The organism is Rhodanobacter sp. FW106-PBR-R2A-2-24 (assembly GCF_058789615.1).
Genome location: NZ_JBYTBV010000002.1, coordinates 2,101,964 through 2,114,074, shown reverse-complemented (window position 1 = coordinate 2,114,074; position 12,111 = coordinate 2,101,964). Strand labels below are relative to the sequence as shown.

At 67.2% G+C, this 12,111-nt stretch carries 9 protein-coding genes and 1 pseudogene; 7 read left to right on the top strand and 3 right to left on the bottom strand.

Annotation, left to right across the window (positions count from 1 at the left end; all coding sequences use genetic code 11):
- Positions 1 to 5 precede the first annotated feature (5 nt).
- On the top strand, positions 6 to 272 hold the full coding sequence (locus AC3WQA_RS10800; protein WP_492675055.1) for a metal/formaldehyde-sensitive transcriptional repressor: 267 nt from the start codon (positions 6 to 8) through the stop codon (positions 270 to 272).
- A gap of 92 nt (positions 273 to 364) precedes the next feature.
- Positions 365 to 1,639, top strand: a complete 1,275-nt coding sequence (locus AC3WQA_RS10795; protein WP_492675054.1) for a M20 family metallopeptidase — start codon at positions 365 to 367, stop codon at positions 1,637 to 1,639.
- A 45-nt stretch (positions 1,640 to 1,684) separates the two neighbouring features.
- Here AC3WQA_RS10795 and ygiD read toward each other — a convergent pair whose 3' ends face one another.
- The gene (gene ygiD / locus AC3WQA_RS10790; RefSeq protein WP_492675053.1) at positions 1,685 to 2,458 is read right to left on the bottom strand and encodes a 4,5-DOPA-extradiol-dioxygenase; all 774 of its coding nucleotides are present in this window, start codon (positions 2,456 to 2,458) and stop codon (positions 1,685 to 1,687) included.
- A 139-nt stretch (positions 2,459 to 2,597) separates the two neighbouring features.
- Between ygiD and AC3WQA_RS10785 the strand changes: the two genes are divergently transcribed.
- Positions 2,598 to 3,209: an NAD(P)-dependent oxidoreductase gene (locus tag AC3WQA_RS10785; protein ID WP_492675052.1), complete on the top strand. Its 612-nt coding sequence runs from the start codon at positions 2,598 to 2,600 to the stop codon at positions 3,207 to 3,209.
- A 79-nt stretch (positions 3,210 to 3,288) separates the two neighbouring features.
- Positions 3,289 to 3,861: an NADPH-dependent FMN reductase gene (locus AC3WQA_RS10780; protein WP_492675051.1), complete on the top strand. Its 573-nt coding sequence runs from the start codon at positions 3,289 to 3,291 to the stop codon at positions 3,859 to 3,861.
- A gap of 69 nt (positions 3,862 to 3,930) precedes the next feature.
- Here the strand turns inward: AC3WQA_RS10780 and glnA are convergent, their stop codons facing one another.
- Positions 3,931 to 5,340: a type I glutamate--ammonia ligase gene (glnA, locus tag AC3WQA_RS10775; protein WP_492675050.1), complete on the bottom strand. Its 1,410-nt coding sequence runs from the start codon at positions 5,338 to 5,340 to the stop codon at positions 3,931 to 3,933.
- 314 nt (positions 5,341 to 5,654) lie between these two features.
- Between glnA and AC3WQA_RS10770 the strand changes: the two genes are divergently transcribed.
- Complete coding sequence (locus AC3WQA_RS10770) at positions 5,655 to 6,446, top strand: undecaprenyl-diphosphate phosphatase (RefSeq protein WP_492675049.1); 792 nt, start codon at positions 5,655 to 5,657, stop codon at positions 6,444 to 6,446.
- Here the strand turns inward: AC3WQA_RS10770 and AC3WQA_RS10765 are convergent.
- Positions 6,395 to 7,399, bottom strand: a complete 1,005-nt coding sequence (locus AC3WQA_RS10765; protein WP_492675048.1) for a LysR family transcriptional regulator — start codon at positions 7,397 to 7,399, stop codon at positions 6,395 to 6,397. The two genes, AC3WQA_RS10770 and AC3WQA_RS10765, sit on opposite strands and share 52 nt — an antisense overlap.
- Before the next feature lie 143 nt (positions 7,400 to 7,542).
- Between AC3WQA_RS10765 and AC3WQA_RS10760 the strand changes: the two genes are divergently transcribed.
- Positions 7,543 to 8,784 (top strand): efflux RND transporter periplasmic adaptor subunit, encoded by a 1,242-nt coding sequence (locus AC3WQA_RS10760; RefSeq protein WP_492675047.1) that lies wholly within the window; start codon positions 7,543 to 7,545, stop codon positions 8,782 to 8,784.
- Positions 8,785 to 8,923: 139 nt separating this feature from the next.
- Positions 8,924 to 12,110: pseudogene (locus tag AC3WQA_RS10755) on the top strand (efflux RND transporter permease subunit).
- Position 12,111: the final 1 nt, after the last annotated feature.

Genomic DNA, 12,111 nt, shown 5'->3' with positions numbered 1-12,111 from the left:
CCGCCATGTCACACACCATCCGCAACAAGAAAGCGCTCATCACCCGGGTTCGTCGCATTGGCGGGCAAGTGGCTTCACTGGAGCGCGCCCTGGAGAGCGATACGGACTGCAATGCAGTTCTGCAGCAAGCCGCCTCCATCCGCGGCGCTGTCCAGGGACTGATGGGGCAGTTGCTGGAAGGCCATCTTCGGGAACATGTCGCAAGCAACTCGCCCCGGGCCTTGCAGGAACTCGAGCCGGCCTTGGCCATTCTGCGCAGCTATCTTCGCTAGCGCGCATCGCCGGCCGCCCCATCGGATTACACGCCAGATTCACTGGTGCGGATGCAGCGTCGAACGGTTCGCCCGAGCCAGGACTCGCTGCCATGAACCAAACCCCGACCATCGCCGGCGAACCGCTGCCGGGCCATCTGCGCGACCTGCTGCCGCAACTGGAAGCGCTGTACACCGACATCCACGCGCACCCGGAACTCTCCATGCAGGAAACCCGCACCGCGGGGCTGGCAGCGGAGCATTTGCGCAAGGCCGGCTATGAGGTGACCACCGGCGTGGGCAAGACCGGCGTCGTCGGCCTGCTGCGCAACGGCGACGGCCCCACCGTGATGCTGCGCGCCGACATGGATGCGCTGCCCGTCGCGGAAGCCACCGGCGTGGCTTATGCGAGCAAGCTCACCGCGGTCGACCACGAAGGCAACACCGTGCCGGTGATGCACGCCTGCGGCCACGACATGCACGTCACCTGGCTGGTCGGTGCCACTACCTTGATGGCGCAGAACCGCGACAGCTGGAAGGGCACGCTGATGGCAGTGTTCCAGCCGGCGGAGGAAACGGCCCAGGGCGCGCAGGCGATGATCGACGACGGCCTGTTCCAGCGTTTCCCCAAACCCGACGTGGTGCTCGGCCAGCACGTGATGGTCGGCCCGGCCGGCGCCATCGGCGGGCGCAAGGGCGTGATCACCTCGGCCGCCGACAGCTTGCAGATCCGCCTGTTCGGGCGCGGCGCGCACGGCTCGATGCCGCAGGCCAGCATCGACCCGGTGGTGATGGCGGCAGCGACCGTGCTGCGCCTGCAGACCATCGTCGCGCGCGAACTCGCGCCCACCGAGGCGGCGGTGCTCACGATCGGCTCGCTGCAGGCCGGCACCAAGGAAAACGTGATCCCCGACGAGGCCGTCATCAAGCTCAACGTGCGCAGCTTCGACGAGGGCGTGCGTGCGCGCGTGCTCGCCGCGATCACCCGCATCGTCAACGCCGAGGCCGCGGCCTCGGGCGCGCCGAAGCCGCCGGAAATCACGCCGCTGGACAACTACTCGCTGGTGAGCAACGACGAGGCGGCGACCACCACGGTGGCCGAGGCCTTCCGCCGCCACTTTGGCGCCGAACGCATCCACCAGACCGGGCCGACCTCGGCCAGCGAGGACTTCGGCGCGTTCGGTGCGGAGTGGCACGTGCCGTCGGTGTTCTGGTTCGTCGGCGGCACCGACCCGGACACCTACGCCAAGGCGAAGGCGGCGAACCGGCTCAACGAGATCCCGACCAACCACAACCCGCGCTTTTTGCCGGTGCTGCACCCGACCCTGCAGACCGGCGTGGAGACGCTGATGGTGGCCGCGCGTGCTTGGCTGTCGGCGGCGCCCTGAACCACGCCATTCGCGGATCGCGCGGCGATGCCGTTGCGCCGCCGCTCAGCCGAACTGCACGCTCAGCATCGAGATCGAGCCACCGTCCATGCCCTCGACCGGGAAGCTCACCGGCTCGCCCGGGTCGCTGGCGCCGAGCACGTAGAGCAGCGGCAGGTAGTGGTCGGGCGTGGGGATGGAGAGCTCGGCGTCGCGACCCAATGCGGTGTAATCGGTCAGCGCCGCGTGCTCGCCGCGCACGATCAGCTCGCGCACCTGCGCCTCGAAACGCTGCGCCCAGTCGAACGACGCGACCGGCGACTGCCCCCACGCGTAGCGATGCAGGTTGTGCACCACGTCGCCGCTGCCGATCACCAGCACGTCCTCGTCGCGCAATGGGCGCAGCCGCTTGCCCAGCCCATAGTGGAAAGCCGGCGCCTGCGTCGCGTCGATGGAGAGCTGCACCACCGGCACATCGGCGTCGGGATAGACGTGGCGCAGCACCGACCAGGTGCCGTGATCCAGCCCCCACGACACATCCGCGCGCACGTCGAGCGGCTGCAGCAGTTCACGCACGCGACGCACCAGGCCGAGATCGCCCGGCGCCGGGTACTGCACCTCGAACAGTTCGCGCGGAAAACCGCCGAAATCGTGGATGGTGCGCGGCGTCGCGGTCGCGGTGACCGCCGTGGCCGGCAGATACCAGTGCGCCGACACCGCCAGCACCGCGCGCGGGCGCGGCAGGCGCTGGCCGATGGCGGCCCAGCCGCGGCTCCAGTCGTTGTCCTGCAGCGCGTTCATCGGATTGCCGTGGCCGAAGAAGATCGTCGGCATCCGCATCGAAACATTCTGCTCTGGCATCGCAGCGCCCACCCGTGTCTGGCATCCACACATTGCTTACACCTGCGGCGCTAGTCTGGCGTGATCGTCGACGCGGCGCCACCGGCAAGCCGCGCGATGCCGACACAGGAAAACCATCATGGACATCGCCTTGCTTGGCGTCAGCGGCCGCGTCGGTTCGCGCTTGCTGGCGGAACTGTTGCGCCGCGGCCACCACGTCACCGGCATCGCCCGCGACACCGGCAAGCTGGCCGGCCAACCGGGCCTGCAGCTGAAGAACGGCGATGCCAACCAACCGGCGCAACTGGCGCCGCTGCTGGCCGGCCATGACGCGGTGTTCAGCGCGCTGAAGTTCGCCACGACCGATGCCGCGTCGCTGATCGCCGCGGTGAAGCAGGCGGGCGTCGCCCGCCTGCTGGTGGTTGGCGGCGCCGCCACGCTGGAAGTGGCACCGGGCCAGATCCTGCTCGACGCACCGGGCTTTCCCGCCGCGTATCGGCCGGAAGCCGAGGGCGGTCGCCGCTTCCTCGACGCCTTGCGCGGCGAGCGCGTGCTCGACTGGACCTTCCTGTCGCCACCGGCCGAGTTCGACCCCGGCGAGCGCACCGGCACATTCCGCCTCGGCGGCGACCAGTTGCTCGCCGATGCCAGCGGCAAGAGCTGGATTTCGATGGAGGACTATGCGATCGCCCTCGTCGACGAGCTGGAAACGCCGCGGCATTCGCGGCAGCGCTTCACCGTGGGCTACTGACCGGGCGCCGCGCCACCCGGCCAGCACCACCGCGGCGCAACCGCCGCCATCGCGGCACGTCACCCACCGGGAGATTCGCATGACTACGTACAAGGTCGGTTACATCGTCGGCAGCCTCGCCAAGGGCTCGATCAACCGCCAGCTGGCCCAGGCGCTGGCCAAGCTGGCACCGCCGCAACTGGATCTGGTGGAGATTCCGATCAAGGATCTCCCGCTGTACTGCTACGACTACGACGCCGACTACCCGTCAGTGGCGCGTGCGTTCAAGCAGGCGATCGCGGAGGTCGACGCGATCCTGTTCGTCACCCCGGAATACAACCGCTCGATCCCCGGCGCGCTGAAGAACGCGATCGACTGGGCCAGCCGGCCGTGGGGCAAGAACTCCTTCGCGCGCAAGCCCTCGGCCGTGATCGGCACCTCGCCCGGTTCGATCGGCACCGCGGTGGCCCAGCAGCACCTGCGCAGCGTGCTGTGCTTCTGCAATTCGCCGCTGATGAATACGCTGGAGGCCTATGTCCAGTTCAAGCCGGGGCTGATCGGCGCGGACGGCGCGATCACCAACGATTCCACCACCGAGTTCCTCACCAACTACATGAGGGAGCTGCACGTCTTCATCGAGCGCGTGCTGACCGTGTTGCCGCGCGAGGACTGAGCGCCTGCCGCAGCCACCAACGACAACGGGCGCCGCAGCGCCCGTTGCCCGGTTGCCTCACGTCGCCGATTACAGCGCGTAGTACATCTGGAACTCGATCGGATGCGTCGAGGCGCGGTAGCGGGTGACTTCCTGCATCTTCACGCCAATGTAGGCGTCGATGAAGTCATCGGTGAACACGCCGCCGGCTTTCAGGAACTCGCGATCCTTGTCCAGCGCTTCCAGCGCCTGGTCGAGGCTGGAGCAGACCTGCGGGATGTTCTTCTCTTCTTCCGGCGGCAGGTCGTAGAGATCCTTGTCGGCCGGCGCGCCCGGGTCGATCTTGTTCAGGATGCCGTCGAGGCCCGCCATCATCAGCGCAGTGAACACCAAGTAGCCGGAGTTCATCGGGTCGGGGAAGCGCACCTCGATGCGGCGGCCCTTCGGGCTGGCCACGTAGGGGATGCGGCAGCTCGCCGAGCGGTTGCGCGCCGAGTAGGCCAGCATCACCGGCGCCTCGAAGCCTGGCACCAGGCGTTTGTAGCTGTTGGTGGTGGAGTTGGCGAAGGCGTTGATCGCCTTGGCGTGCTTGAAGATGCCGCCGATGTACCACAGCGCGGTCTGGCTGAGGCCGCCGTACAGATCACCCGCGAACAGGTTCTCGCCGTTCTTGGCCAGCGACTGGTGCACGTGCATGCCGCTGCCGTTGTCGCCCACGATGGGCTTGGGCATGAAGGTGACGGTCTTGCCGTTCTGGTGCGCCACGTTCTTGATGACGTACTTCATCGTCATCAGCTCGTCGGCCTTCTGCACCAGGGTGTTGAACTTCACGCCGATCTCGCACTGGCCGGCGTTCGCCACCTCGTGGTGGTGCACCTCGACGGTCTGGCCCAGCGACTCCAGCACCTTGCACATGTCGGCGCGCAGGTCGCCCAGGGTGTCCACCGGGCTCACCGGAAAGTAGCCGCCCTTCACGCCGGGGCGGTGGCCCATGTTGCCCTCGTCGTACTTGAAGCGGGTGCTCCAGGCGGCCTCGTTGGACTCGATCTCGTAGAACACGCGGCCCATGTCGTTCTGCCAGCGGATCGAGTCGAAGATGAAGAACTCCGGCTCCGGCCCGAAGAAGGCGGTGTCGGCGATGCCGGTGGACTTCAGGTAGGCCTCGCCGCGCTTGGCGATCGAGCGCGGGTCGCGGCCGTAGGCCTGCAGGGTGCTCGGCTCCAGCACGTCGCAATGCAGCACCAGCTGGGTGTGCTGGCTGAACGGGTCGAGGTAGGCGGTGGCCGGGTCGGGCATCAGGATCATGTCCGACTCGTTGATGCCCTTCCAGCCGGTGATCGAGGAGCCGTCGAACATCTTGCCGTCCTCGAAGGTCGACTCGTCGATGGCGTGCGCCGGGAAGGTGACGTGGTGATGCTTGCCGAGCATGTCGGCAAAGCGGAAGTCGACGAACTCGACCTCGTGTTCAACGATCAGGTCGAGCACTTTCTGGGCAGTCATGGGGCAACCTCGGCGGGGATCGGATGGATGCGGCTGGAAAGAATGCACGAGACTAGAGCAAGGTCGGTGCCAAAGCGTGCATTCCGCGTGGATTCACGGAGTTGGAGGCGTCGATGACCTTTTCCGTCGCGGCAATTGCACCAATTTCATGCGTCATTCCCCTTGATTGCACCAACAAGGAACGTGCGCTGTCATTGTCGCCATTGCAAGGCCTGCGCTATCGAGCCGCCACATCGTATGCGTAAGCTGTGGTGCCGCGCGGTCGCCATGGTGACGACCGCCCCACCACTCCGACAAACCCGACGAGCGCACCCGTGACCGATCTCATCCACGTCATCCTGCTGGGCATCATCGAAGGCATCACCGAGTTCCTGCCGATTTCCTCCACCGGCCACCTGCTGATCGCCGAGCACTGGCTGGGCGCCCGCTCGGATCTGTTCAACGTGGGCATCCAGGCCGGCGCGATCCTCGCGATCACCCTGGTGTACTGGAAGCGCATCTGGCAGCTGTTCACGCAATGGCGCAAGCCGGCCACGCGCGACTACCTGGCCAAGCTGGTGGTGGCATTCCTGATCACCTGCGTGCTCGGTATGGTCGTCACCCACTACGGCTTCAAGCTGCCGGAGACGGTGACGCCGATCGCCTGGGCGCTGGTGATCGGCGGCTTCTGGATGATCGGCGCGGAGGTGCTCGCCGCGAAGCAGGCGGATCGCACCGAGGTGACGTGGCGGGTAGCGATCCTGGTGGGCATCGCGCAGATGGCGGCGGGCGTGTTCCCCGGCACCTCGCGCTCCGGCGCGACGATCTTCACCGCGATGCTGTTCGGCACCAGCAACCGCGCCGCGGCCACTGAGTTCGCGTTCCTGGTGGGCATCCCCACCATGTACGCCGCCACCGGCTACGAACTGTTGAAGGTGTGGAAGGGTGGCGGTACCGCGCACGAGGACTGGAACGCGCTGATCGTCGGCTTCGTCGTCTCGCTGATCGTGGGCTTCATCGCGGTGAAGTGGCTGCTTGGCTACATCCGCACGCACCGCTACACCGTGTTCGCGGTCTACCGCATCGCGCTGGGCGCGGCCTTGCTGCTGTTGATGCCGGGCGCCTGAGCCGCGTCCTTGAGCGACGGCGCCATGCCCAGCTTGCAGGCCAGCTTGCAGGCCGGCAGGTTGGTGCGTTCGAACAGTTCGTGCACCCATTCCAGAAAGGCTTGCACGCGCGCGGACAGGTGCTTCTTCTGCGGGTAGACCAGCCACACCGGCGAACCAGTGGAAATGGTGTCCTCCATGATCACCTTGAGCTTGCCGTAGCCGATCGCGCTGGCGGCCAGCCAGTGCGGGGTCTGGATGATGCCCAGCCCGGCCATCGCCGCCTGGATCACCGACTCGCCGTCGTTGATCAGCAGGTGCGCGTCCACGTCCAGCGCCACGCGGCCATCCGGCGTGTCGAACTGCCACTGGTAGGCGCGGCCACTGGTGGGATAGACGTAGTTGATGCAGCGATGCTGCTTCAGGTCATCGATGCTGACCGGCGTGCCGTGGCGTTCCAGGTAGGCCGGCGCGGCGCACAGCACGTTGCTGAAGTAGCCCAGTTTGCGCGCGATCAGGTTGGAGTCCTCCAGCTCGCCCATGCGGATCGCACAGTCGATGCCTTCCTCGATCAGGCCGATGTTGCGATCGCTCATCGACAGCTCGAGCCGGATGTCCGGATATTTCGCCTCGAAGTCCGCGAGGTTGGGGATCAGCGCGGCGCGACCCACCGACACGTTCACCGCCACGCGCAGCTTGCCGCTGGGCTTGGTGCGCGCGTAGTTCAGCGCCTCCACCGCCTCGCCAAGGTCGGCCAGGATCGCCTTGCAACGCTGGTAGAACGACTCGCCGTCGTCGGTGAGCCGCAGTGCCCGCGTGCTGCGGAACAGCAGGCGCACGCCGATCTGCTCCTCCAGCCTCGACACCGCGCGGCTCACGCCCGATGGCGTCATGCCCAGCTGCACGGCGGCCGCCGCAAAACTGCGCGCTTCCACCACGCGGACGAAGCTCGATATTGCCGAGAAATCTTCCATACCTGTCATTGTGCCGACATTCGTGACGCCCAGTCACTAGTAGAGTTCATAAATTTGGGGTTTTCTGTACCCGATGGTACACCTATTATTCGCTTCCCCATCGTGCTGCATCGCCGCACGACCCCACTCAAGGGAACGCGAAGATGAAGAAGAAACTGATCCTGCCCGGCCTCGTCGTGGTGGCGGCCGCCGGCAGCTGGGCCCTGCTCGGCGAGCACGGTGGCAGCCACGCCCAGACCCCCGGCGCTGGCGCCGCCCTGCCGGAAGTGACCGTGGCGCGCGCCCTGCTGCGCCCGATCAGCAACAGCGCCGAATTCACCGGCCGCGTGCAGGCAGTGGACAGCGTGCAGGTACGCCCGCGCGTGGGCGGCTACGTAGACTCGGTGGCGTTCAAGGAAGGCGCGCTGGTGCACAAGGGCGACGTGCTGTTCCGCATCGACCCGCGTCCGTTCCAGGCCGAGGTGAACCGGCTCACCGCCAACCGCACGCAGGCGCTGGCCGAACTGGGCCTGGCCCAGGCCAACGCCCAGCGCGGCCATCGCCTGCTCGATCAACATGCGATCGCGCAGGAAGAGGCCGACCGCCTCGACACTGCCGCGCAGAGCGCGCGGGCCACGCTGGCCGCCGCCGATGCCGCGCTGGCCTCCGCGAAGCTCAACCTCGGCTTCACCGAGGTGCGCGCGCCGATCGACGGCCGCGTGAGCAACGTGCACATCACCCCCGGCAACCTCGTCGGCAGCAGCGACGTGCTGACCAGCGTGGTCTCGGTGAACCCGGTCTACGTGGTCTTCGACGTGGACGAGCACACCTGGCTGAAGCTGGATCACCTACGCGCCAAGGCCACGCAGGACGGCAACAGCCCGCGCATCGAGGCTGCGATGGAACTGTCCGACGAGAGCGGCTACCCGCACACCGGCCGCATCGACTTCGTCGACAACCAGCTGCACACCGACTCCGGCACGATGCGGCTGCGCGCGGTGTTCGACAACCAGGACAGGCTGTTCACCCCGGGCCTGTACGCCCGCGTCCGCCTGCGGAGCGGCCAGCCGCAGCCACGCCTGCTGATTGACGACCGCGCGGTCGGCACCGACCTCGGCAACCAGTTCGTCTACGTGGTGGACGCCGGGCACAAAGTGGAATACCGCAAGGTCAGCACCGGCGCGCTGTTCCACGGCCTGCGCGTGATCGACAGCGGTCTCGCGCCCGGCGACGTGGTGGTGGTGAACGGCCTGCAGCGCGTGCGCCCGGGCGCCGAGGTGAGCCCGCAGCAGGTGGCGATGGACTACCGCCTGGACGCGCCGGACAAGGCGGTGGTGGAGGCAAGCGGCCATGACGATTCACGTACCGCGATGACCAAGCCGCCAGCCCACGAACCGCAAGGCTGAGCCCCCTCCCCTGCATGCAGCAGGGGAGGGATGGGGTGGGGTGAAGCCCACCAGCAAAAGCCCACCCCTCCCAACCTCCCCCTGCGTCGCAGGGGGACGAGTCAAGAGCCGCCACTGGCAAGGCTCCCAAGGATTCCTCATGAAAAACATTGCCCAGTTTTTCGTCGACCGGCCGATCATGGCAGCCGTGCTATCGCTGCTGTTCGTGATCACCGGCTCCATTGCGGTGTTCCAGCTGCCGATCAGCGAATACCCCGAAGTCGTGCCGCCCACCGTGGTGGTGCGCGCCAACTACCCCGGCGCCAACCCCAAGGTGATCGCCGAAACCGTCGCCACGCCGCTGGAAACCCAGATCAACGGCGTGCAAGGCATGCTCTACACCTCCTCGCAGGCTACCAGCGACGGCGTGATGACGCTGACCGTGACCTTTGCGCTGGGCACCAACCTCAACGACGCCCAGGTGGAAGTGCAGAACCGCGTGTCGCAGGCGCTGCCGCGCCTGCCGGAGGAAGTGCAGCGGCTGGGCGTGACCACGCAGAAGAGCTCGCCCGACCTCACCATGGTCGTGCACCTCACCTCGCCCGACAAACGCTACGACATGCTGTACCTGTCCAACTTCGCGCGGCTGCACGTGAAGGACGTGCTGGGCCGCCTGAACGGCGTGGGCGACGTGCAGATCTTCGGTGCCGGCGAGTACTCGATGCGCGTGTGGCTGAACCCGGACAAGCTGGCCCAGCGCGGCCTCACCACCGGCGACGTGGCGAACGCGATCCGCGAGCAGAACGTGCAGGTGGCGGCCGGCGCGCTGAACGCGCCGCCGGTGCGCGGCACTGCCGACTTCCAGCTCAACATCAACACCCAGGGCCGGCTGAGCACGGTCGATGACTTCCGCAACATCGTGCTGCGCACCGATGCCGACGGCGCCACCGTGCACCTGGGCGACGTGGCGCGCGTGGAACTGGGCTCGAACCAGTACGCGCTGCGCAGCCTGCTGGACAACCAGCCGGCGGTGGCGATCCCGATCTTCGCGCGGCCCGGCTCGAACGCGATCCAGATCTCCGACGAGGTGCGCGCCACCATGGCGCAGCTGAAAAAGGAGTTCCCGCAGGGCATCGACTACCACATCGTCTACGACCCGACCGTGTTCGTGCGCGGCTCGATCGAGGCGGTGGCGCACACCCTGCTGGAGGCGATCCTGCTGGTGGTGCTGGTGGTGATCCTGTTCCTGCAGACCTGGCGCGCGTCCGTCATTCCGCTGATCGCGGTGCCGGTGTCGCTGATCGGCACGTTCGCGGTGATGTACCTGGTCGGCTTCTCGCTTAACGCATTGAGCCTGTTCGGCATGGTGCTGGCGATCGGCATCGTGGTGGATGACGCCATCGTGGTGGTGGAGAACGTGGAGCGCCACATCGAGCTGGGGCAGTCGCCGAAGGAGGCCACGCGCAAGGCGATGCACGAGGTCACCGGGCCGATCGTGGCCACCGCGCTGGTGCTGTGCGCGGTGTTCATCCCCACCGCCTTCATCAGCGGCCTCACCGGCGAGTTCTACCGCCAGTTCGCGCTGACCATCGCGATCTCCACGGTGATCTCGGCATTCAACTCGCTGACCCTGAGCCCGGCGCTGTCGGCGATCCTGCTGCTGCCGCATGGCGCGCCGAAGGACCGCCTCACCCGCGCCATCGACCGCCTGTTCGGCTGGCTGTTCCGCCCGTTCAACCGGGTGTTCCAGCGCGGTGCCGAACGCTACGTGGCAGGCACGCGCCGCATGCAGGGCAAGGGCGGCGCCGCGCTGCTGGTGTACGCGGGCCTGATCGCGCTCACCGCGTTCGGCTTCTGGCACGTGCCCACCGGTTTCGTGCCGACCCAGGACAAGCAGTACCTGGTGTCGTTCGCCCAGCTGCCCGACGCCGCCTCGCTGGACCGCACCGAGGACGTGATCAAGCAGATGAGCGCGATCGCGCTGAAGCAGCCCGGCGTGCAGAGCGCGGTGGCCTTCCCCGGCCTGTCGGTGAACGGTTTCACCAACTCGACCAACGCCGGCATCGTGTTCGTCACGCTGAAGCCGTTCGACCAGCGGCGCAGCGCGGATCTTTCCGCGGGTGCGATCGCCGGCGCGCTGAACGCGAAGTTCGCGGCGATCCAGGACGCCTACATCGCGGTGTTCCCGCCGCCGCCGGTGATGGGCCTGGGCACGATCGGCGGCTTCCGCCTGCAGATCGAGGACCGCGGCCAGGTCGGCTTCGACGAGCTGTACCAGCAGACGCAGAAGCTGATTGCGGCGAGCCGCAAGGATCCGGAGCTGGCCGGGCTGTTCTCCAGCTTCCAGGTGAACGTGCCGCAGGTGGACGTGAACGTGGATCGTGCCAAGGCCAAGGCCGAGGGCGTGAACCTGGGCGACGTCTACCAGACCATGCAGGCCTACCTCGGCTCGCTCTACGTCAACGACTTCAACCGCTTCGGCCGCACCTACCAGGTGAACCTGTCCGCCGAGCCGCAGTTCCGCAGCGACCTGGAGGACATCAGCCAGCTGAAGACACGCAACGCGAAGGGCGAGATGGTGCCGCTGGGCTCCTTCGTCACCGTGGCACACGGCGCCGGCCCGGATCGCGTGCAGCACTACAACGGCTATCCCACCGCCGAGATCAACGGCGGCCCGGCGCCGGGCTACAGCTCGGGCCAGGCGCAGGCGGAAATGGAGAAGCTGGCGCGCCAGGTGCTGCCGAACGGCATGAGCTTCGAGTGGACCGACCTTACGTATCAGCAGATTCTCTGCCGGCAACACCGCGGTACTGGTGTTCCCGCTGTGCGTGCTGCTGGTGTTCCTGGTGCTGTCCTCGCTGTACGAGAGCTGGTCGCTGCCGCTGGCGGTGATCCTGATCGTGCCGATGGTGCTGCTGTCCGCCATCGCCGGCGTGTGGCTGTCGGGTGGTGACAACAACATCTTCACCCAGATCGGCCTGATCGTGCTGGTGGGCCTGGCCTGCAAGAACGCGATCCTGATCGTGGAGTTCGCCCGCGAAATGCAGATGGAAGGCATGAGCCGGCACGAGGCGGTGCTGGAGGCAGCACGGCTGCGCCTGCGCCCGATCCTGATGACCTCGTTCGCCTTCATCATGGGCGTGGTGCCGCTGGTGACCTCGCACGGCGCCGGCGCCGAGATGCGCCACGCGATGGGCGTGGCGGTGTTCGCCGGCATGCTCGGCGTGACCGTCTTCGGGCTGATCTACACCCCGCTGTTCTACGTCGTGATCCGCGCCCTGGTGGAGCGCCGCGAAGCGCGCAAGCACGCGCAGGCGAATGCACTGCCGGCGCTGGAGGGACATTGAG

What these genes read in the sequence shown, in the direction of transcription:
- AC3WQA_RS10800 (WP_492675055.1), top strand. Translation starts at nt 6, where the DNA reads ATGTCACACACCATCCGCAACAAGAAAGCGCTCATCACCCGGGTTCGT.
- AC3WQA_RS10795 (WP_492675054.1), top strand. Translation starts at nt 365, where the DNA reads ATGAACCAAACCCCGACCATCGCCGGCGAACCGCTGCCGGGCCATCTG.
- ygiD (WP_492675053.1), bottom strand. Translation starts at nt 2,458, where the DNA reads ATGCGGATGCCGACGATCTTCTTCGGCCACGGCAATCCGATGAACGCG.
- AC3WQA_RS10785 (WP_492675052.1), top strand. Translation starts at nt 2,598, where the DNA reads ATGGACATCGCCTTGCTTGGCGTCAGCGGCCGCGTCGGTTCGCGCTTG.
- AC3WQA_RS10780 (WP_492675051.1), top strand. Translation starts at nt 3,289, where the DNA reads ATGACTACGTACAAGGTCGGTTACATCGTCGGCAGCCTCGCCAAGGGC.
- glnA (WP_492675050.1), bottom strand. Translation starts at nt 5,340, where the DNA reads ATGACTGCCCAGAAAGTGCTCGACCTGATCGTTGAACACGAGGTCGAG.
- AC3WQA_RS10765 (WP_492675048.1), bottom strand. Translation starts at nt 7,399, where the DNA reads ATGGAAGATTTCTCGGCAATATCGAGCTTCGTCCGCGTGGTGGAAGCG.
- AC3WQA_RS10760 (WP_492675047.1), top strand. Translation starts at nt 7,543, where the DNA reads ATGAAGAAGAAACTGATCCTGCCCGGCCTCGTCGTGGTGGCGGCCGCC.